This window comes from Ruegeria sp. CDSC051 (assembly GCF_059610665.1).
Genome location: NZ_JBXWOC010000004.1, coordinates 223,634 through 243,752 on the forward strand (window position 1 = coordinate 223,634; position 20,119 = coordinate 243,752).

Consider the following 20,119-nt stretch of genomic DNA (forward strand, 5'->3'; position numbering starts at 1 on the left):
CATTTAGATGTTTACCGTTTGCAAGCCCGTTCGCAAGTTGGCGCGTGCAGCCGCCGTCTTGGCCACCGCGACCATTCTGGCGGCGTGTGACGTCAGCAGTATCGGCGGAGGCCCGTCGATCAACACCTCAAAACCTGTACCGGTTGCTTTGCTGGTTCCGGCCGGATCTGGAAATTCCGGGGATGCTGAACTGGCGCGTAGCCTTGAAAACGCAGCCCGCCTGGCGATGTCCGATCTGCAGAATGTACAGATTGATTTGCGGGTCTACGACACCCGGGGCAATTCGGGTACCGCCGCAACAGTCGCGCAGCAAGCCGTGGCAGACGGTGCAAAGATAATCATCGGTCCGGTCTACGCCCAGGCGGCAAACTCAGCTGGTCTTGCGGTACTGAACAACAAGGTCAATCTGCTGTCGTTTTCGAACAATACCAGCATCGCAGGCGGCAATGTCTTCGTGCTCGGCCCTACTTTTGAAAACACCGCCAACCGGTTGGTCAACTATGCCGGTTCGCGCGGCAAGACCGGAACGGTCATCGTGCATAGCAACGATGCTGCCGGGCGGCTTGGACAATCGGCTATTGCAACCGCGCTGAGCAACAGCCGAGTGGGTAACGCAGGCACGGTCGGCTATGACCGCTCTCAGCAGGGGGTCATCAACTCGGTGCCGACAATCAAAGCTACTGTGGCGTCCTCGGGGGCGGATTCGATCTTTCTGACTTCGACCACTGCAGGGGCGTTGCCGCTGTATTCCCAGCTTCTACCAGAAGCGGGCGTCTCCCCGGCAACCACGCAATATATGGGTCTGACTCGCTGGGACATCCCGGCCCAGACACTGGAACTGCCAGGCGTTCAGGGTGGCTGGTTCGCATTGCCGGACCCATCCAAGGCACAGGCTTATCGTCAGCGGTACAACAACACCTATGGCGAGGCACCACATCCGATCAGTGGCCTAGCCTATGATGGCATAGCCGCGATTGCTGCCTTGGTCAGCCAGGGCAAATCCGACGCTCTGACCGCATCTGCCCTAACTCAGAACGCCGGTTTTCAGGGCGTTGGCGGTATCTTCCGTCTGCGACCCAACGGTACGAATGAACGCGGTCTGGCCATTGCCACGATCCAGAACAAACAGGTGGTTGTGATTGACCCTGCCCCACAAAGCTTCTCTGGCGCCGGATTCTGATCGGCTGGCTCTGACACTCATCCCAAGGGGTGACCTGATTTGCCAGCCCGAAGAAATCTTTGACAGCGCAGCCGTTATGGCACAGCTGTCAGAGGCCTTCGACAAGACATCTGATAACGCCGAAAGGCGCGGCGAAACCGTGCGGATTTTGCGCAACATCCAGAAATCCGGTCGTCAGGCAATCGCCGATGCCTTTGTCCGCGATCCATTTGACGCGCGGCGGCTGACCCATTCCTATACCTACCTGACCGACGGGCTGGTCTGCACCGCGATGCAAGTGGCCAGTCGCGAGCTTCACCCGCTGGCCACGCCGACACAGGGTGAAAAAATGGCCGTGCTGGCAGTGGGCGGCTATGGGCGTGGGGAAATGGCCCCGTCCTCGGATGTCGATCTGCTGTTTCTGACCCCCTACAAAATCACTGCCTGGGCAGAGAGTGTGATCGAATCCATGTTGTATATCCTGTGGGATCTGCGGCTGAAGGTCGGGCATTCTTCGCGCACCATCAAGGATTGCCTGCGCCTGGGATCCGAGGATTTCACCATTCGCACCGCGATGTTGGAACAGCGCTATTTGGCTGGCGACGCCGATCTGGCAAATGAGTTGGAAACGCGCCTGAAAGACGATCTGTTCAAAGGCACTGAGCGCCAGTTCATCGAGGCCAAGCTGCAGGAACGCGACGCGCGCCATCTGAAACAGGGCGAGCGGTATATGGTCGAGCCCAACGTAAAAGAGGGCAAAGGCGGATTGCGCGACCTGCAATCGCTCTACTGGATTGCCAAATATATCTACAGCGTTCAGGACGTGGCCGAGTTGGTACCGCTGGGTCTGTTCACCCCCGAGGAATTCAGCACTTTTGTGGAAGCCGAAGATTTCCTGTGGGCCGTTCGCTCACATTTGCATCTGGTGACCGGGCGCGCAACCGAACAACTGTCTTTTGACATGCAGGTCGAGGTTGCTTCCCGAATGGGATACGAAGACCGGGCGGGTCGTCGGGCGGTCGAAGTGTTTATGCAGCGCTATTTCCGCGAGGCCACGAAGGTTGGCGAGCTGACGCGCATCTTCCTGACCAAACTCGAGGCGACGCATATGAAAGGCGCGCCTCTGCTAGAGCGTATTTTCCGCCGCCGCCCCAGGATCAAAGCCGGATACAAAGTCGTCCATGGACGTCTGGACGTAGCCGACCCGAACAAGTTTCTGGCGGACAAGCTGAACCTTCTGCGCCTGTTCGAGGAAGGTCTGCGCACCGGCATGCTGATCCACCCGGACGCGATGCGGCTGGTCAGCGCCAACCTGAACCTGATTGATGACGACATGCGCGAAGACAAAGAGGCGCGGCGCATCTTTCTCGACCTGATGCTGAAACACGGCAACCCGGAACGCGCCCTGCGCCGCATGAACGAACTGGGGGTGCTGTCGGCCTTTCTGCCCGAGTTCGAACACATCGTGGCGATGATGCAGTTCAACATGTACCACAGCTATACGGTGGATGAGCACACCATTCAGTGCATCGTCAATCTGGCCCAGATTGAACGCGGAGAGTTGGGGGAATCCCTGCCGCTTGCGTCTTCAATCCTGGAAGGAGGGGTCAATCGCAAGGTTCTGTATGTTGCTCTGCTGATCCATGACATTGCTAAGGGGCGACCCGAGGATCATTCGATTTTGGGCGCACAGATGGCCCGAAAGATTGCACCTCGGCTGGGTCTGAACAAATCGGATTCAGAAACCGTGGAATGGCTGGTGCGGTATCACTTGTTGATGTCGGACATGGCGCAGAAACGCGATATTTCCGACCCGCGCACGGTGCGCGACTTTGCCAAGGCCGTGAAGACAGTCAAAAGGTTGGACCTACTGACCGTGTTGACCGTCTGCGACATTCGCGGCGTTGGACCCAACACCTGGAACAACTGGAAAGCCACCCTGCTACGCGCGCTGCATGCAGAAACCAAGCGCGCGCTTGAGACCGGGATGGAAGACCTCAACCGTGCCAATCGCGGTGCCGGTGCCAAAAAGGCGTTGCGGGCCGAGCTGGCGGAATGGACCAAAGCCGCCCTCAAAACCGAGACGGGTCGGCACTATGACCCCTATTGGCAGGGCCTGAACCTTTCGACCCATGTAGAATTTGCCGAGATGCTGAAAGAGCTGGACCGCAGCGGTGATGCTGGCGCGATGGAAATCCGTCTGCACCCGGATGAAGACCGCGACGCGACGCGGGCCTGCTTTGCCATGGGTGATCACCCCGGCATTTTTGCCCGTATCGCAGGCGCTTTGGCGCTGGTCGGGGCCAATGTGGTTGATGCCCGCAGTTATACCACCAAAGACGGCTATGTGACCGATGCGTTCTGGATTCAGGACGCCGATGGACACCCGTTCGAGGCCAGCCGTTTGCCGCGCCTGACACAGATGATCCACAAGACCATGAAAGGCGAGGTCGTGGCGCGGGATGCCCTTAAATCGCGCGACAAGATCAAGAAACGCGAACGGGCCTTTAACGTGCCGACCCATATCATCTTCGACAATGACGGGTCCGAGATCTACACAATCATCGAAGTCGATACCCGGGACAGGCCCGGTCTGCTTTATGATCTGACACGAACGCTTGCTGCAGCCAATGTCTATATCGCCAATGCGGTGATCGCGACCTATGGCGAACAGGTGGTGGACACCTTTTACGTCAAGGATATGTTTGGGTTGAAATATCACTCGGAAAGCAAGCAGCGCGGGCTTGAGGCCAAGCTGCGCAAGGCCATCTCCGAAGGCGCCGAGCGCGCGGTCTCATGAAACAGATCCGGCTGTTTTCAGGCCTGTTCACTGTCGGGTTCTGGACCCTGGCCAGCCGTATTCTGGGCTTTCTGCGGGAAATCCTGCTGACCGCATACATCGGGCCCGGGCCAGTAATGGATGCATTCGTCGCCGCCTTTCGCCTGCCCAACATGTTCCGCCGCTTCTTTGCCGAAGGTGCGTTTAACGCAGCCTTTGTGCCGATGTTTTCCAAACGGCTGGAAGGCGGGGAAAACGCGCAAGGCTTTGCACAGGACGCGTTCAACCTGCTGGCCGTGGCGGTGTTGGCGCTGGTCGGGCTGGCGATGGTTTTTATGCCTGGCCTGGTCTGGCTGACGGCTGAGGGCTTTTACGGTGACGACCGCTTCGACCTTGCCGTGGATTATGGATATGTGGTCTTTCCCTACATCTTTTTCATGTCGCTAGCGGCGCTGTTCTCGGGCGTGCTGAACGCAACCGGCCGTTTCGCGGCTGCCGCCGCCGCGCCGATTTTACTGAACATCTTTGCCTGCACAGCACTGATCGCCGGCGCTATATCAGGCGGAGAAGTCATCCGTTGGCTGATCGCCGTCATCCCCATCGCTGGTGTTGCGCAGCTAGCGCTGGTCTGGATTGCAACCGAACGTGCGGGCATCCGTATCCGCCCGGGCCTGCCGAAACTCAGCCCTGAAATGCGCAACATGGTCCGCATTGCGGTTCCGGCCGCCTTGGCCATGGGGGTTACACAGGTCAATCTGGTGGTGGGCCAGCTGGTTGCTTCGAAAACCGAAAAGGCCGTCAGCTGGTTGTTTGCAGCGGATCGCTTGTACCAGTTGCCATTGGGCGTCGTGGGCATCGCCGTCGGCATCGTCCTGTTACCCGATCTATCTCGCCGCCTGCGCGCTGGGGACAAATCGGGCGCCCGCGATGCGTTTTCTCGCGCAGGTGAGTTTACGTTGCTGTTGACCATCCCGTCGACCGTTGCCTTTGTGCTCATCCCCACCCAGCTGGTCTCGGTTCTGTTCGAGCGCGGACAGTTCACCCCCGAAGACACCGCCGCCACCGCACTTGCCGTGGCGATCTATGGCATCGGCCTGCCCGCGTTCATGCTGCAGAAATTGTTGCAGCCTTTGTATTTCGCGCGAGAAGATACACGCTCGCCCTTTCACTATGCAGTGTTTGCGATGGTCGTGAACGCTGCACTGGCTTTCGGGCTGTATCCGTTGGTGGGATGGTTCGCGCCGGCGATTGCCGCCTCGGTGGCCGGATGGGCCATGGTTGGACTGCTGGCCTTGGGCGCGCGAAAAATGGGGAAAGAAGCGCAGTTTGACGACCGGTTCAAGAACAGGGCATGGCGGATCATTGCGGCGTCCATGGGGATGGGAGCTGTCTTGTATGCCGCTATTGAGCTGTTTGGCTGGGCCTTTGCCCTGGAAGGCTGGCGTTACCTGGCACTGCTCGGTTTGATCATCGTTGCTGCAGTCACGTATTTCCTGCTCGGCCACCTGATTGGTGCATTCAAACTTTCCGAGTTCAGAAAGGCTCTGCGTCGATCCTGATCAGTCGCGCCGAATACGCCTGACGATCCGCGCCCACCCACCCGGAGCAACCAGGAACGACAGGGCAAAACCAGTGGCAAAACCGCCCAGATCAGCCACCCAGTCCAGCGTTCCGCCAAACAGCAGGCCGAACAACAACTGAATGCCCATCAAAACGGCGATCAGGCTGAAGGCGCGGGATTGGTTTGCGCCCACCAGCGACAGCTTGCGCCATAATATCCACGTAAACGCTCCGATCAGCCCATAGACCGGAGGGAACCCACCCACCAGCGGAAAGCGCGGATCCAGCAACAGTGCATAAGCCAGCGCACCACCCACGCCCGACAGCACAAAGATCACCAGCATCTGAACACTGCCAAAAACCTCGGCCACCATTTTACCCATGGCCAGCACAAAGACGCAGACAAAGATGGCCTGTGTGAACGTACCGGATACAAACGGATAGGTGACAAAGCGGATCAGATGCTCGAACGGCCAGCGCCCGTTTTCCACCATCCAGTCGAAGATATCCGGCGAAAACGAATAGTGCTGCAAAGCGTCCAGGCGCCAGCCTACAGCAGTTGGCCCCCCAATGATCCCGCGCGTACCTAGAGTAAATGCCAGTTCAACCCCCATGATGAACACACACAAAGCCACCACCACGGGCGGCAGAGGGTTCACGGCGGGTGTATAATGCTCACTGCTCATTGGGCGGGCCTTTCGCGGCTGTTGACGTCCCTTTGCCTCATGGGTAAGCGACGGGGGCTGATTTTTCCAGACGGGAGTTCCCTTCGATGACCGATTCCAAGTTCACGCCGCGCGTGTTTTCCGGTGCACAGCCATCCGGTAACCTGCACCTTGGCAACTATTTGGGCGCATTGCGGAACTGGGTCCGGATGCAAGGGTCCGACTATCAGACAATCTACTGTATGGTCGATTTGCACGCGATCACCGTTTGGCAGGACCCCAAAGAGTTGCAGCACGCAACGCGTGAGCTGTGCGCGGGGTATATCGCATCAGGATTAGATCCCGAAAAATCGATCCTGTTTAACCAAAGCCAGGTTCCTGAGCACGCGCAACTTGCATGGATTTTTAACTGCGTTGCCCGGCTTGGCTGGATGCAGCGCATGACACAGTTCAAAGATAAGGCTGGCAAGAACGCACAGAATGCATCGTTGGGCCTATTCGCCTATCCGGCGCTCATGGCCGCAGATATCCTTGTATATCACGCGACACATGTACCCGTCGGAGATGACCAAAAGCAACACCTGGAACTAACCCGAGACATCGCAACTAAGTTCAATCATGACTATGGCGTCGATTTTTTTCCGTTGACAGAACCCGTCATCAAAGGTGCGGCAACTCGGGTCATGAGCTTGCGCGATGGGTCAAAAAAGATGTCCAAATCCGACCCCTCTGACATGACCCGGATCAACATGACCGATGATGCCGACACGATCGCCAAGAAAATCCGAAAGGCCAAGACCGACCCGGACGCTCTGCCTTCGGAAGTCGATGGCTTGGACAACCGCCCCGAGGCCCGCAATCTGGTGAATATCTACGCCGCCCTCAGCGATCAGACGGCGGATCAGGTTCTGGCCGACGTTGGCGGCAAGCAATTTGGCGAGTTCAAACCGATGCTGGCCGATCTGGCGGTTGCCAAACTGTCTCCGATCTCGACCGAAATGGCCCGCCTGATGGGTGAAGAGGCCGAGATTGATCGCATTCTGGCCAATGGCGCAGAAAAGGCGCGGGCGATTGCAGCCCCGATCCTACAGCAGACCTACGACATTGTGGGCATGGTTGGTGCGAAACGGGGCTGATTGGCTCTGGACGTTGCCTTAACGCCTTCCTAGGTTTGCCGCAAAGCTTGGGAGGGCGTCATGGCAGTCGGCAAGAACATCCGCACCTATTTCAACGGGCAATGGCATGATGGGGATGCACCGATCATGCGCGCTGCGGATCATGGCGCATGGCTGGGATCATCCGTCTTTGACGGCGCGCGGTTCTTCAACGGGCTGACCCCGGACCTGAACGCCCATTGCGCCCGCGTGAACCGCTCTGCCGAGGCGCTGATGCTGACCTCCACCGTCACCACAGACCAGATGGTCGAGATCGTGCTGGAAGGGCTTGAGACCTATGCGCCCGACGCGGCCGTGTATATCCGCCCGATGTATTGGGGGATCGACGGAGATGCGACAGCGATCGTACCGCAGGAAAACAGCACCGGGTTTGCTGTCTGCCTGGAAGAGATTCCGATGGCGCCTGAGACCGCCTCGGCCACGCTGGGACTGACCCGATTCCGCCGTCCGGTACTGGAATCCTCGGTGGTGAATGCCAAGGCCGGGTGCCTGTATCCCAACAATGCACGGATGCTGAACGAGGTACGTGCGAACGGGTTTTCGAATGCTCTGGTGGCTGACGCATTGGGCAACGTAGCCGAAACCGCAACCGCCAATATCTTTATGGTCCGCGACGGCGAGGTCTTTACCCCCGTCCCCAACGGCACCTTCCTTGCCGGCATCACCCGTGCACGACATATCAAAAACCTGCGGGCCGACGGCGTGGCTGTGCATGAGGCGGTTCTGAGTTTCGAGGATTTCTACGGGGCCGACGAGGTATTCATGACTGGCAACATGAGCAAGATCACCCCGGTGACTGCGCTGGAGGACACCCGGTTTCAGGTCGGTCCCATCGCCCGGCGTGCACGCGACCTGTATTGGGACTGGGCCGCCAGTGGGCGTTAGGCTCTGGTTGCCAGCACGCACCTAGTCGGGCATGATCCCCGGAAATGAATGAGGACACCCATGCGCAAGTTCCTAGTGGTTCTGGATGACAGTCGCGAATGCCTGAATGCGATGCGATTCGCGGCTATGCGCGCGGCCCATACCGGCGGCGGCGTAACAATCCTGTCGGTAATCCCACCGGACGAATTCAACCATTGGATCGGCGTTGCCACCGTCATGCGTGAAGAAGCGCGCGAGCGTATCCATGCGCATTTTGAAGTTTTCGCAAAATGGATGCGCGACAAGCAAGACGTTGATCCTGAACTGGCCATCCGCGAAGGCGAGCCCGTTGCCCAGATCATCGAGCATGTGCAATCCGATCCTGATATCGGCGTTCTGGTTCTGGGTGCAGGCACTGACAAAAAGGGACCTGGCCCATTGGTGACTCAACTGACCAAAAACTCAGGCAGCCTGCCGATCCCAATCACTATTGTTCCCGGTGATCTGAGCAAAGAAAAACTCGAAGCGATTACCTGAGGCCACACCGATGCAACGCAGCATTCAATTCTGGTTCGAATTCGCCTCGACCTATTCTTATCTCAGCGCGATGCGTATCGAAGAGGCTGCCACCCGCCAGGGCGTCTCGGTCGAATGGCAGCCTTTTCTGCTGGGGCCAATCTTTGCCGCCCAAGGGTGGGACAATTCTCCGTTCAATCTGTACCCGGCAAAAGGCCGGTACATGTGGCGGGATATGGAACGCCTGGCCGCCCAGCGCGGCTTGCCGTTTTCCCGGCCCGATCCTTTTCCGCAGAACGGCCTGAAAGCGGCCAGGTTAACATTGGCGATTGAAGATCAGGGGCAAAAAGCTGCCTTTGTGCGCGCCGTCTATTCTGCCGAATTTGCCCAAGGGCAGAACATCGCGGATGAGGCTGTTTTGGCCGGATGCCTCAGCTCAGCCGGGCTTGCCGCTGATTTACTTTCCCAGACCCAGAATCCGGCGATCAAAGCAGCGCTTATCGCGCAGACAAAAACCGCTCAGGCCAAAGGGCTTTTTGGCGCGCCCAGCTTTCTGGTCGGGGACGAGCTGTTTTGGGGCGATGATCGGCTGGACGACGCGATAAGCTTAGCTGCGGAAATTTAGAATCGTTCCAATTCTTGACTTCCAGCTCGCGGACCCGCATATCAGAGACAACAGATACGGAGCCGCGCCATGTTCATCCAGACCGAATCCACACCGAACCCTGCAACCCTGAAATTCCTGCCCGGCCAGACCGTGCTGGAAGCGGGCACTGCGGATTTCCCATCGGCTGAGGCTGCAGAGAAATCGCCGCTGGCCAACCGCATTTTTGCTGTAAGTGGCGTGACCGGAGTGTTTTTCGGCAATGACTTCGTAACCGTGACCAAAGCGGACGACGTCCAGTGGGATCACATCAAACCCGCCATTCTGGGCGCGGTGATGGAGCATTACCAGTCCGGCCAGCCGATCATGGGTGCGGATGCCAATGCGGGCTCGGGCCATGCTGAACACAGCGGCGAGGACGCCGAAGTGGTCAATCAGATTAAAGACCTGCTGGACAGCCGGGTGCGCCCTGCTGTTGCACAGGACGGCGGCGACATCACGTTCCACGGCTTTGACCGCGGCGTTGTCTACCTGCACATGCAAGGGGCCTGCGCAGGCTGCCCATCCTCGACCCTGACGTTGAAGATGGGGATCGAAAACCTGCTGCGTCACTACATTCCCGAAGTGACCGAGGTGCGCCCTGTTGCCGTCTGAACCACTCATTCTGGCGTTTGACACATCGGCCGCGCATTGCGCGGCCGCTTTGTTGCGCGGTGACCGGATTGTGGCGTCTTGTGTCGAGCCCATGTCGCGGGGACAAGCCGAACGTCTGATGCCGCTGCTCGAAGAGGTGCTGTCATCAGAACAATGCTCATGGCGCGACCTGTCAGCGATCGGCGTTGGAATAGGCCCCGGTAATTTCACCGGAATACGCATCTCGGTCTCGGCCGCGCGGGGTCTGGCCTTAGGTCTGGGGATACCGGCCATTGGCGTATCGGGCTTTGACGCGCTTGCTGTCCTGGACAGCGATGCGTTGCCAGCGATCCGAGCGCCCAGAGATCAGGTCTATGTTTCGCGGCCTGATATGGAACCGGCACTGATCCAGCTTGATCAGGCAAAATCGCTGGGCACACTGACGTTCAACGACAACCCCGAGGCTCAGGTCTGCGCTATTGCCCGAGTGGCTGCACAAAGAAGGTTGACCAAGACCGAGGCTCCCGCCCCTCTTTACATACGCCCCGCTGATGCGGCGCCCTCCAAGGACCAACCTCCGATGTTGCTGGACGGATGACCTCCGAAGAACTGGCAAATACTCACGCCGCAGCATTCACACAATCGCGCCCCTGGACCGCCACAGAGTTTGCAGAGCTGCTGCAGAATCGCTTTACCCATATCGTAGGTGATGCCCAGTCCTTTGCCCTTTTCCAGGCAATCGCAGACGAAGCCGAACTGCTGACGATTGCCACCCATCCCACAGTTCAGCGGCAGGGACTGGCTAGGGAACGTATGGTCGAATGGCACGCGGCTGCCAAAAAACTGGGCGCTATCCGGGCGATTCTGGATGTTTCCATCGCCAACCAGCCCGCGATTACACTTTACAAGCATTGCGGGTATCGTGTGTGCGGCACGCGCAAGAATTACTATACGGTTGAAAATAATCAGAAAATTGATGCCATCGTCATGGAATGCAATTTAACCTGAGACAGGCCGCGAATTTTCTTGGACCAAATGGTCAAAAATCTGTTGACCGCGGCGGTTGCAAACGGCCTTAATTCCCGCCATCACAACGGTTATGCTCGCTAACAGTGGGTAAACGGGGCTATCTTGGCTCCGACCGAAAAAAAACAAACGGGAGTAACAAATGACCCTGATGAAATCCTTGATGGGCGCCGCAGCGGCGGTTGCACTGACAGCGGGTGCCGCACTGGCCGAACCGGCACTGATCTTTGATCTGGGCGGCAAGTTCGACAAATCGTTCAACGAAGCCGCGCACAACGGCGCCTCACGCTGGGCGGAAGAAACGGGCGGAACCTACCGCGAGATCGAAATGCAGTCCGAAGCGCAGCGCGAACAGGCCCTGCGCCGCTTTGCCGAAGCAGGCTCGAACCCGATCATCACCATGGGTTTCGGTATGGCTGACCCGCTCAGCGCGGTTGTTGCCGACTATCCGGACACGAAATTCGTTGTTGTCGACGTAACCTGGCTGGACGCGCCCAACTTGCGTCAGGTTGGTTTCGCTGAACACGAAGGCTCGTATCTGGTTGGTATGATGGCTGCGATGGCGTCCGAATCCGGAACCGTTGGCTTCATCGGCGGCATGGATGTTCCGCTGATCCGTCACTTTGGCTGCGGCTATGCTCAGGGTGCCAAGGCGGTGAACCCAGATATCAACGTGGTTGCCAACATGACCGGCACAACGCCTGCGGCGTGGAACGACCCGGTTAAGGGTTCGGAATTGACAAAGGCACAAATCAGCCAGGGTGCTGACGTGGTCTATGCCGCGGCTGGCGGAACTGGTGTTGGTGTCCTGCAAACCGCTGCCGACGAGGGCATCCTGTCAATCGGTGTAGACAGCAACCAGAACCACCTACACCCGGGCAAAGTTCTGACCTCGATGCTAAAGCGCGTGGACGTCGCTGTTTATGAGGCGATGAGCGCAGGCGAGAACGTTGAGACCGGCGTATATATCATGGGTCTGGCCGAAGACGGCGTTGGCTATGCGATCGACGACAACAACGCTCCGCTGGTTTCGGATGATATGAAAGCAGCAGTCGACAAAGCCCGTCAGGACATCATCGACGGCAATGTTTCAGTTGTCAGCTATTACGAGAACGACAGCTGCCCAGCACTGCAGTTCTGATATCGCGCGGGTCGGGGGTGATGCTCCCGGCCCGATTCCACTTTGCTGCACCGGGATGACCGGGCAGTCCTTTCGGCAACTGAGGACAAGACATGACCGTCCCCGCCATTGAGCTCAAAGGGATATCCAAATCCTTTGGGCCGGTTCAGGCCAACAAAGACATTTCCATCAGCGTCGCCCCCGGTACGATCCATGGGATCATCGGTGAAAACGGTGCGGGCAAATCCACGCTGATGAGCATTCTCTACGGCTTTTACAAAGCCGACAAAGGTGAGATTTGGATCAACGGTCAAAAGACCGAAATCCCTGACAGCCAGGCCGCGATCGCCTCGGGCATCGGGATGGTGTTTCAGCATTTCAAACTGGTCGAGAATTTTACCGTTCTGGAAAACATCGTGCTGGGCGCCGAGGATGGCGGGCTATTGGCCCCGTCCCTGACCAAGGCCCGCAAAGAGTTGAAAGAGCTGGAAGAAGAATACGAGCTGTTCGTGGATCCCGACAAACGGATCGACGAGATCGGTGTGGGGATGCAGCAGCGGGTCGAGATCCTCAAGGCGCTGTATCGCAAGGCCGAGATCCTGATTCTGGACGAACCAACCGGCGTGCTGACACCATCTGAGGCGGATCAGCTGTTCCGCATCCTCGACCGGCTGCGGGCTGAGGGGAAGACGATCATCGTGATCACCCACAAACTGCGCGAGATCATGGAAAACACCGACACCGTGTCGGTCATGCGCCGCGGGCAAATGACGGCCACCGTGAAAACCGCCGAGACCAGCCCCGAAGAACTGGCCGAGCTGATGGTGGGCCGCAAGGTTCTGCTGCAGGTCGACAAGGTTCCGGCGCAACCCGGTAAGCCCATCCTCGAGATTGAAAACCTGCGTGTTTTCGACAGCGCGGGCGTCGAGCGTGTCAAAGGCATCGACTTGAACGTGCGCGCTGGTGAGATCGTGGGCATCGCAGGCGTCGCCGGCAATGGCCAATCCGAACTGCTAGAGGTTCTGGGCGGGATGCGCCCGGGCCAGGGCCAGATCAAACTGAACGGTACGCCGCTTGCGCTCAGCGGGGCGGGGTCAGATGGCCAGGCGCGGCGCGCGCAGCACATTGCGCATGTGCCCGAAGACCGCCAGCGCGAAGGCCTGATCATGGATTTCCACGCCTGGGAGAACGTGGCCTTCGGATATCACCGTGACCCGGCCTATCAACGCGGCATCTTCATGGATAATGCGGCGCTGCGCGCTGATACCGAAGCCAAGATCGAAAAATTCGATGTGCGCCCGCCGAACCCCTGGCTGTCGGCTAAAAGCTTTTCGGGCGGCAATCAGCAGAAGATCGTCGTCGCGCGTGAAATCGAACGTAACCCAGACCTGCTGTTGGTCGGTCAGCCGACCCGAGGCGTGGATATCGGGGCGATCGAATTCATTCACAAACAGATCGTCGATCTGCGCGACCAGGGCAAGGCGATCCTGCTGGTCTCGGTCGAGCTGGAAGAGATATTCTCGCTGTCGGATCGGATCGCGGTCATGTTTGACGGACATATCATGGGCGAACGCCTGCCCCATGAAACTGATGAAAAAGAACTTGGCCTGTTGATGGCCGGTGTTGCGGGAGAGGCAGCGTAACATGGAAAAAATGCCCAAATGGGCCGATGTCGTTCTGATCCCGGTGATCAGTCTGCTTCTGGCCGCAATCCTGTCGGCGCTGGTGATCCTCGCCATTGGTGAAAACCCGATCGAAGCGGTGAACCTGATGGTCACCGGCGCGCTGGGATCGACCTATGGCTGGGGCTATACGCTGTATTACGCCACGAATTTCATGTTCACCGGACTCGCTGTGGCGGTCGCCTTTCATGCACGGCTGTTCAACATCGGCGGCGAAGGTCAGGCGATGCTGGGCGGGCTTGGCGTGGCCGTGGTGTGCCTTTACATCGACTGGCCGCATTGGAGCATCGCCTTGCTGGCCGCCTGTGCCGCATCGATGGTGTTCGGGGCCGCTTGGGCGGCCATTCCGGCCTATCTGCAGGCCAAACGCGGCAGTCATATCGTGATCACCACGATCATGTTCAACTTCATCGCTGCTGCCTTGCTGAACTATATGCTGGTCAACGTCATGCGCCCGCAGGGCTCGCAAGACCCGGCAACTGCACGCTTCCCCGAGGCGGTGCATCTGCCGACGTTCCAGTCGATGTTCTCGACCGCTGAAAACGTCGTATTCCGTGGCGCACCTGCCAATATCTCATTCTTTGTTGCAGTCCTGGCCTGTGTGATCGTTTGGGCGCTGATCTGGCGCACCCGGCTGGGCTATGAGATCCGCGCCTATGGGCATTCGGAAACCGGTGCCGTCTATGCCGGTATTTCTCCGGTTCGGATCACCATCATCGCCATGCTGATCTCGGGCGCGCTGGCTGGTCTGATGGCCACGAACAACGTGATGGGTGAGGCAGAGCGGCTGGTTCTGAACTCGACCGAGGGCGCTGGCTTTATCGGTATCGCCGTGGCGCTGATGGGCCGGTCCCATCCGTTTGGCGTGTTCCTTGCGGCGCTGCTGTTTGGTTTCCTCTATCAGGGCGGGGCCGAGCTGGCGCTATGGACGTCTATCCCCCGAGAGCTGATCGTAGTCATACAGGCCCTGGTGATCCTGTTCACCGGCGCCTTGGACAACATGGTCCGCATGCCGCTTGAGAAACTGTTCCTTGCCATGCGGAAGGAGGGCTAAGCGATGGATACTTTCGTTACCCTCATCCAGGTCCTCGATTCGACTGTCCGCCTGGCCACGCCGCTGTTGCTGGCCTGTCTGGCCGGTCTGTATTCCGAACGCGCCGGTGTTTTCGACATCGGGCTTGAGGGCAAGATGCTGATCGCCGCCTTCTTTTCTGCCGCCGTCGCCGCCGTGACCGGATCGGTCTGGCTGGGATTGCTGGCCGGGATCGCGGCCTCTCTTGTTCTGTCCGCCCTGCATGGGGTGGCCTCGATCACCTTTCGGGGCAACCAGCTGATTTCAGGCGTCGCCATCAACTTTCTGGCCTCTGGGCTGACGGTCCTGATCGCGCAAAGCTGGTTCAAACAGGGCGGGCGTACCCCCTCGCTGTTCGGCGGAGGGCGCTTTGAACCGATCACCTTCCCTTTTGCGGATGCGGTGAGTGATGTCCCATTTCTTGGGCCAATCTATTCCGAGCTGCTGTCCGGCCATTCGATCCTGGTCTATGTGTCTTTCCTTCTGGTCCCGACAACCTGGTGGGTTTTGTACCGCACCCGCTTTGGCCTGCGCCTGCGCGCGGTGGGTGAAAACCCAGCCGCTGTGGATACGGCCGGGGTTTCTGTCGTTGGGCTGCGTTTTGCGGCTGTAGCGATCTGTGGCGTGCTGTGCGGCATTGCCGGTGCCTATCTGGCCACGGCCCTGCAAGCTGGATTCGTCAAGGAAATGACTGCCGGTCGCGGGTTCATCGCGCTGGCGGCGCTGATCTTTGCAAAATGGCGGCCATGGCACGCGATGTGGGCTTGCCTGCTGTTCGGACTGTTGCAAGCCGTTGCGTTGCGGTTCCAAAATATTGACCTGGGTGGCGTGGTGATTCCTGTGCAGGTCATGGATGCGCTGCCATATATCCTGACCGTCGTCATTTTGGCCGGCTTTGTCGGCAAGGCCGTTCCACCGAAAGCCGGTGGCGAACCCTATGTAAAAGAGCGGTAATAGGTCCAGTTTGAAACACACGTCAGTCCTGTTCGCTGCATGGCGGCATGTAGAGTTGATTTTACATGCCGCAACGGCTCTAAAGGGGCATGGATGTGTTTCCAGTGACAGCTGATTTGAGAGAGTTTCTCGCCGGGGTGCCGGATGCTAGGTCTTGCGCTTGGTCTAAGGGGATACTCCCTGTCAAAACGCCTTCTGCGGATGCACAGTTTCAGACTGGTCCAAGCCGCCAGCCCTGCTCTACCCTGCCTCGCCAAGGGCGTGATTCTGCGCGTCAGATACGAACCCTTTCACAAATTCCAGAAGTCGAATGTGTCACATTGCGCGACGCAGCTGGCCCTAATTACTAGTACCTCATGCAAATTTACCTTCCTATCGCTGAAGTTTCCGTAAACGCCTTTCTGCTGCTTGGGTTGGGCGGCATGGTCGGCATCCTGTCAGGGATGTTCGGGGTCGGCGGCGGGTTTCTGATGACCCCGCTGTTGTTTTTCATTGGCATCCCACCAGCAGTTGCCGTAGCCACCGAAGCGAACCAGATTGTCGCCTCGTCCTTTTCTGGGGTTCTGGCCCATTTCCGCCGAAAGACGGTCGACCTGAAGATGGGCACGGTATTGCTGGTCGGGGGACTGATCGGTGCTGCGTTCGGGGTGGTGATCTTCAACTATCTCAAAAGCCTCGGACAAGTCGATTTGCTCGTAACCCTGTGTTACGTGGTCTTTCTGGGCGTCGTCGGCAGCTTGATGTTCATCGAAAGCCTGAACGCGCTGCGTAAATCCAAAAAGGGCACCGCCGCCCCTGTTGCACGTCGTCAGCGCGGCTGGATTCACGCGATGCCGTTCAAAATGCGGTTCCGTACATCGGGCCTCTATATCTCGGTCATCCCCCCCGTCCTGGTCGGGCTTAGCGTAGGTATCCTTTCTGCGATCATGGGTGTCGGAGGCGGCTTTATCATGGTTCCTGCCATGATTTACCTGCTGGGAATGCCCACCAAAGTCGTTGTCGGCACCTCCCTGTTCCAGATTATTTTCGTAACAGCGTTCACCACGATGCTGCACGCGACAACCAACTACACAGTCGACATTGTTCTGGCTGTGTTGTTGCTGGTCGGCGGCGTGATCGGGGCGCAGATCGGAACGGTGATCGGCGCACGAATGCCTGCCGAGCAGCTGCGCGTATTGCTGGCTGCACTGGTCTTGGTGGTTTGTGGCAAACTGGCGCTGGATCTGCTTCTGGAACCCTCCGAGCTCTATTCGCTCGGCGTTGCAGGGGGGCACTGATCATGCTGAGACGGTTGATCCTGCTACTCGCCCTCTGTGTCACCCCGGCCATCGCCGAGGAGGAACAGGTCGTGCTTGGCCTAAGCCAAGACCGGGTTGCCATCACGGCGAATTTCGATGGCTCGGAAATTCTTATTTTCGGTGCCGTGAAACGTGAAACGCCGATCCCTTCCGGCCCACCGCTTCAAGTTATCGTGGCCGTTGCAGGCCCCTCGAGCCCAGTGACGGTCCGGCGAAAAGAACGCAGGCTGGGTATCTGGGTCAACACCGACAGCGTCCTGGTCGACCTTGCGCCCAGTTTTTATGCGGTTGCCACCAGCGCTCCCCTTACAGAAATCCTGTCAGATACAGAAGACTTGCGGTACAGGATCTCGATTGAACGGGCCATTCGGTCAGTGGGTGCCGCGATGAATATCCGGGGCGCGCAGAATTTTGCCGAGGCCGTCGTTCGCATCCGTGAGGATGAGGGCCTGTATTCTATCCGCGAAAATACGGTTGCGGTGGACGAGCAGACATTGTTCCGAACCTCAATCGACATGCCAGCCGATTTGACCGAAGGCGCCTATTTCGCGCGCATATACCTGACCCGCGGCCGAGAGGTTGTTTCCCAGTTCGAGACCACAATCGACGTGCGGAAGGTCGGGCTGGAACGGTTCCTCTACAACATGTCCCGTCAGCAGCCGGTCTGGTATGGCCTGATGTCTTTGGTCATTGCCATCGCGGCGGGTTGGGGAGCGTCCACAGCCTTCCGACTATTGCGCGAGAACTAAAGCCCTATCCACGCCCGATATAGGGCATCGTAGTGGCCATGACGGTCATGAACTGGACGTTTGCCTCTGCAGGCAAAGACGCCATGTGCAGTACAGAACGTGCGGCATCGTCAACAGCCATCGTCGGGTCGGGCTGCTGCCCTCCCGCGATGGCGTTTTCAACCAGGTTTTGCACCATCTGTGTTCGCGCGTTGCCAATATCGATTTGACCACATGCGATACCAAAGGCGCGCCCGTCCAGTGATAGGCTGCGTGTCAGGCCTGTTATCGCGTGTTTCGTAGCGGTGTAATGGACCGAATTCGGACGCGGTACATGCGCGGCGATCGAACCGTTATTGATGATCCTTCCCCCTTGAGGGGCCTGATGCCGCATAATGCGAAAGGCTTCGCGCGCGCTTAGGAACATCCCGTTCAGGTTCACGCTGACGCTCTGGTACCAATCCTCCAACTGGATTTCGTCTATCGTGCCGCCGGGGGCAAAGATTCCGGCATTATTGAATAATACGTCAAGACGTCCCGCCTCATTCTGGAATGTCTCGAAAGCACCCGAAACAGCGGTGGGATCGGTAACATCGGTCACCAAGGGGATCGCATTCTTGTGCCTTTCAGCCAATTCGTTCAGCACATCCGCGCTGCGCGCCAGCAGCCCAACCGCCCAGCCCTCGGCCAAAAACAACTCGCCAGTTGCCCGTCCGATGCCTGAACTGGCGCCTGTGATGATGATGGATTTCATATCTCTTCCGCCTCCAGGGTCAGCGTCGCCGCCGGAGCCGCGCGCAAATCATCCACGCGCAGCGGATAAGTGGGCTTGGCCAGCCTGTTGCGCACCACCCAAATCAACCTTTCTTGCGCCCGCGTGATCGCAACATAAGCCAGACGTTTCCACAAAGGTTGCCCAGCCTCGGTTCGCCCCATCCGAGCAGCCGCATATATATCCGGCGCAAACACCTGTACCGTGTCCCACTGCGACCCCTGCGCCTTGTGAATGGTCACTGCTGCGCCATGCAAAAAGGTTGCCCCCATACGCGCTGCAAATGGAATAAACGGTTCTTCCTCATCAGGCATTTCGATTTTGACAATCGACGCTGCACTGACCTGAGGATCCTCGGCCCCCATCACATGCAGGCGCGAAAACCCCGGTTTTCGTCCTGGCCCCAGATAGATGACCTGAGCACCCTTGATTAGCCCGCGCGCCTCAAGATCCAGCCTTTTCTTGCGGTGCTTCAGCGGCAGTTCGATTCCATCGCAAATCAGCGGCTCTCCCGCCAGAAGCTCGGTGTCGGGTGCCGCGTGGACATTGCGGAAGGCCTGAATCAAGCGAATTCGGGTGGCATTTCGCCAGACCAGAACCGGGCTGCGGGCCATCAGGTCAACTTCAACACGCTGCCCCCAAACAACACGGTCATCCTGTCGGGCGGTCTGTTCGACGAGCCGTTCAAAATCCTCAAACCCCATCTGAGGGTCGGCCAGCGCATGCGCGAGGTCCAGGATCGGGTTGTCTGCCGTCTGCCTGTGGACCCTGTGCAATACCTGCTTTCGCGGCTCGGGCAGCGTCTCAAATACCATGCTGCCGGACTGATTGACCGGGGCGAGCTGCGCCGGATCGCCAAAAAGCAACAGGGTCGGAAAGATCTCTTTCAGGTCTTCGAACTGCCGGTCATCCAGCATCGAGGCCTCATCTACAAAGCCTATGTCCAGCGGTTCCTCCCGACGCTTCCAGCCGGTGATAAAGTCGGACCCACGCAGGCCCGCAGCGGCCAGCGCGCCGGGGATCGACTTGTTGTTCTGATAAAAAGCGGCCGCCCGGTCCAGCGCTTCGTCAGTCAACCCTTCAACCTCGGGGCGTTCATCGTTGCCCGCCAGCCATTCGGCAATGCGTTCATATTCCGGGTCATATACCGGCGTATAGAGGATGCGGTGGATCGTGGTCGCAGGCACACCCCGCAGGCGCAAAACACTGGCGGCCTTGTTCGTTGGCGCAAGAATGGCCAAGCTGCGTTTCTCGCGCGCTTTGCGGCTTTCGAAATCACCGGAAACAATCTGAAGACCCGCGTCAGCCAATGCTTTGTAAAGCTCTGCCAGCAGTAGCGTTTTCCCTGAACCCGCCTTACCGATCACGGCCATCACCCCGGATTCGCCATTGCCGGGCATTTTCAGCAGGGCGTCATCATCCAAGTCCACACCAGCAGATTTCAGCATCTCGGAAATGCTGTCATAGGCGGCGGCTTGATCGTCAGAAAAGGTTACTGTGGGTATAGACATG

Annotated in this window: 19 protein-coding genes; 16 read left to right on the forward strand and 3 right to left on the reverse strand. The window is 58.4% G+C overall.

Translation table 11 applies throughout. The annotated features are described in order from the left end of the window. Window positions 1-7: 7 nt before the first annotated feature. From AC2FH0_RS11660 to murJ, 3 genes are read left to right on the forward strand one after another with little or no spacing between them, the layout of a single operon-like run. Window positions 8-1,180 (forward strand): penicillin-binding protein activator, encoded by a 1,173-nt coding sequence (locus tag AC2FH0_RS11660; RefSeq protein WP_282021626.1) that lies wholly within the window; start codon window positions 8-10, stop codon window positions 1,178-1,180. Next, a complete protein-coding gene (locus AC2FH0_RS11665) occupies window positions 1,140-3,959 on the forward strand; it encodes a [protein-PII] uridylyltransferase (RefSeq protein WP_496691775.1) in 2,820 nt (939 codons plus the stop codon). The genes AC2FH0_RS11660 and AC2FH0_RS11665 overlap by 41 nt, the downstream gene beginning before the upstream one ends. After that, window positions 3,956-5,497 carry a murein biosynthesis integral membrane protein MurJ gene (gene murJ / locus AC2FH0_RS11670; RefSeq protein WP_496688953.1) on the forward strand — a complete coding sequence of 514 codons (1,542 nt, stop codon included), beginning with the start codon at window positions 3,956-3,958 and terminating at the stop codon, window positions 5,495-5,497. Before AC2FH0_RS11665 ends, murJ begins: the two co-directional genes overlap by 4 nt. Here murJ and AC2FH0_RS11675 read toward each other — a convergent pair whose 3' ends face one another. Further along, the gene (locus AC2FH0_RS11675) at window positions 5,498-6,184 is read right to left on the reverse strand and encodes a rhomboid family intramembrane serine protease (RefSeq protein ID WP_281995206.1); all 687 of its coding nucleotides are present in this window, start codon (window positions 6,182-6,184) and stop codon (window positions 5,498-5,500) included. An 86-nt stretch (window positions 6,185-6,270) separates the two neighbouring features. Between AC2FH0_RS11675 and trpS the strand changes: the two genes are divergently transcribed. From trpS to AC2FH0_RS11740, 13 genes are all read left to right on the forward strand, one after another. Beyond that, window positions 6,271-7,299 carry a tryptophan--tRNA ligase gene (trpS, locus tag AC2FH0_RS11680; protein WP_142635552.1) on the forward strand — a complete coding sequence of 343 codons (1,029 nt, stop codon included), beginning with the start codon at window positions 6,271-6,273 and terminating at the stop codon, window positions 7,297-7,299. A gap of 60 nt (window positions 7,300-7,359) precedes the next feature. Further along, the gene (locus AC2FH0_RS11685) at window positions 7,360-8,223 is read left to right on the forward strand and encodes a branched-chain amino acid aminotransferase (protein WP_496700865.1); all 864 of its coding nucleotides are present in this window, start codon (window positions 7,360-7,362) and stop codon (window positions 8,221-8,223) included. Between the two features lie 60 nt (window positions 8,224-8,283). Next, window positions 8,284-8,739 (forward strand): universal stress protein, encoded by a 456-nt coding sequence (locus AC2FH0_RS11690; RefSeq protein ID WP_142635548.1) that lies wholly within the window; start codon window positions 8,284-8,286, stop codon window positions 8,737-8,739. A gap of 10 nt (window positions 8,740-8,749) precedes the next feature. Then, the gene (locus tag AC2FH0_RS11695; protein WP_496789395.1) at window positions 8,750-9,343 is read left to right on the forward strand and encodes a 2-hydroxychromene-2-carboxylate isomerase; all 594 of its coding nucleotides are present in this window, start codon (window positions 8,750-8,752) and stop codon (window positions 9,341-9,343) included. A gap of 69 nt (window positions 9,344-9,412) precedes the next feature. Further along, window positions 9,413-9,976, forward strand: a complete 564-nt coding sequence (locus tag AC2FH0_RS11700) for a NifU family protein (RefSeq protein WP_271948391.1) — start codon at window positions 9,413-9,415, stop codon at window positions 9,974-9,976. Next, window positions 9,966-10,553: a tRNA (adenosine(37)-N6)-threonylcarbamoyltransferase complex dimerization subunit type 1 TsaB gene (tsaB, locus tag AC2FH0_RS11705; protein ID WP_496700869.1), complete on the forward strand. Its 588-nt coding sequence runs from the start codon at window positions 9,966-9,968 to the stop codon at window positions 10,551-10,553. The genes AC2FH0_RS11700 and tsaB overlap by 11 nt, the downstream gene beginning before the upstream one ends. Beyond that, window positions 10,550-10,963, forward strand: coding sequence for a GNAT family N-acetyltransferase (locus AC2FH0_RS11710; protein ID WP_496789397.1), 414 nt, complete (start codon window positions 10,550-10,552; stop codon window positions 10,961-10,963). The genes tsaB and AC2FH0_RS11710 overlap by 4 nt, the downstream gene beginning before the upstream one ends. A gap of 160 nt (window positions 10,964-11,123) precedes the next feature. Beyond that, the gene (locus AC2FH0_RS11715) at window positions 11,124-12,122 is read left to right on the forward strand and encodes a BMP family lipoprotein (RefSeq protein ID WP_142635539.1); all 999 of its coding nucleotides are present in this window, start codon (window positions 11,124-11,126) and stop codon (window positions 12,120-12,122) included. 92 nt (window positions 12,123-12,214) lie between these two features. Continuing rightward, window positions 12,215-13,744: an ABC transporter ATP-binding protein gene (locus tag AC2FH0_RS11720; RefSeq protein WP_282021631.1), complete on the forward strand. Its 1,530-nt coding sequence runs from the start codon at window positions 12,215-12,217 to the stop codon at window positions 13,742-13,744. Between the two features lies 1 nt (window position 13,745). Beyond that, window positions 13,746-14,837, forward strand: a complete 1,092-nt coding sequence (locus AC2FH0_RS11725; protein ID WP_142635535.1) for an ABC transporter permease — start codon at window positions 13,746-13,748, stop codon at window positions 14,835-14,837. Between the two features lie 3 nt (window positions 14,838-14,840). Next, window positions 14,841-15,809: an ABC transporter permease gene (locus AC2FH0_RS11730; RefSeq protein WP_496789399.1), complete on the forward strand. Its 969-nt coding sequence runs from the start codon at window positions 14,841-14,843 to the stop codon at window positions 15,807-15,809. 356 nt (window positions 15,810-16,165) lie between these two features. Then, on the forward strand, window positions 16,166-17,086 hold the full coding sequence (locus AC2FH0_RS11735; protein ID WP_142635531.1) for a sulfite exporter TauE/SafE family protein: 921 nt from the start codon (window positions 16,166-16,168) through the stop codon (window positions 17,084-17,086). A gap of 2 nt (window positions 17,087-17,088) precedes the next feature. Beyond that, window positions 17,089-17,856: a TIGR02186 family protein gene (locus AC2FH0_RS11740; RefSeq protein WP_142635529.1), complete on the forward strand. Its 768-nt coding sequence runs from the start codon at window positions 17,089-17,091 to the stop codon at window positions 17,854-17,856. Window positions 17,857-17,860: 4 nt separating this feature from the next. Here the strand turns inward: AC2FH0_RS11740 and AC2FH0_RS11745 are convergent, their stop codons facing one another. Continuing rightward, window positions 17,861-18,589 (reverse strand): SDR family oxidoreductase, encoded by a 729-nt coding sequence (locus AC2FH0_RS11745; RefSeq protein WP_496709190.1) that lies wholly within the window; start codon window positions 18,587-18,589, stop codon window positions 17,861-17,863. Further along, window positions 18,586-20,118 carry an ATP-dependent DNA helicase gene (locus AC2FH0_RS11750; RefSeq protein ID WP_142635525.1) on the reverse strand — a complete coding sequence of 511 codons (1,533 nt, stop codon included), beginning with the start codon at window positions 20,116-20,118 and terminating at the stop codon, window positions 18,586-18,588. The genes AC2FH0_RS11745 and AC2FH0_RS11750 overlap by 4 nt, the downstream gene beginning before the upstream one ends. Window position 20,119: the final 1 nt, after the last annotated feature.

Bases quoted from the DNA above. Each gene is read 5' to 3' on its own strand.
- AC2FH0_RS11720 (WP_282021631.1), top strand. From the start codon at position 12,215: ATGACCGTCCCCGCCATTGAGCTCAAAGGGATATCCAAATCCTTTGGG.
- trpS (WP_142635552.1), top strand. From the start codon at position 6,271: ATGACCGATTCCAAGTTCACGCCGCGCGTGTTTTCCGGTGCACAGCCA.
- AC2FH0_RS11750 (WP_142635525.1), bottom strand. From the start codon at position 20,118: ATGTCTATACCCACAGTAACCTTTTCTGACGATCAAGCCGCCGCCTAT.
- AC2FH0_RS11685 (WP_496700865.1), top strand. From the start codon at position 7,360: ATGGCAGTCGGCAAGAACATCCGCACCTATTTCAACGGGCAATGGCAT.
- AC2FH0_RS11690 (WP_142635548.1), top strand. From the start codon at position 8,284: ATGCGCAAGTTCCTAGTGGTTCTGGATGACAGTCGCGAATGCCTGAAT.
- AC2FH0_RS11740 (WP_142635529.1), top strand. From the start codon at position 17,089: ATGCTGAGACGGTTGATCCTGCTACTCGCCCTCTGTGTCACCCCGGCC.
- AC2FH0_RS11710 (WP_496789397.1), top strand. From the start codon at position 10,550: ATGACCTCCGAAGAACTGGCAAATACTCACGCCGCAGCATTCACACAA.
- AC2FH0_RS11745 (WP_496709190.1), bottom strand. From the start codon at position 18,589: ATGAAATCCATCATCATCACAGGCGCCAGTTCAGGCATCGGACGGGCA.
- AC2FH0_RS11675 (WP_281995206.1), bottom strand. From the start codon at position 6,184: ATGAGCAGTGAGCATTATACACCCGCCGTGAACCCTCTGCCGCCCGTG.
- AC2FH0_RS11695 (WP_496789395.1), top strand. From the start codon at position 8,750: ATGCAACGCAGCATTCAATTCTGGTTCGAATTCGCCTCGACCTATTCT.
- AC2FH0_RS11730 (WP_496789399.1), top strand. From the start codon at position 14,841: ATGGATACTTTCGTTACCCTCATCCAGGTCCTCGATTCGACTGTCCGC.
- AC2FH0_RS11700 (WP_271948391.1), top strand. From the start codon at position 9,413: ATGTTCATCCAGACCGAATCCACACCGAACCCTGCAACCCTGAAATTC.
- AC2FH0_RS11735 (WP_142635531.1), top strand. From the start codon at position 16,166: ATGCAAATTTACCTTCCTATCGCTGAAGTTTCCGTAAACGCCTTTCTG.
- AC2FH0_RS11725 (WP_142635535.1), top strand. From the start codon at position 13,746: ATGGAAAAAATGCCCAAATGGGCCGATGTCGTTCTGATCCCGGTGATC.
- murJ (WP_496688953.1), top strand. From the start codon at position 3,956: ATGAAACAGATCCGGCTGTTTTCAGGCCTGTTCACTGTCGGGTTCTGG.
- AC2FH0_RS11660 (WP_282021626.1), top strand. From the start codon at position 8: ATGTTTACCGTTTGCAAGCCCGTTCGCAAGTTGGCGCGTGCAGCCGCC.
- AC2FH0_RS11715 (WP_142635539.1), top strand. From the start codon at position 11,124: ATGACCCTGATGAAATCCTTGATGGGCGCCGCAGCGGCGGTTGCACTG.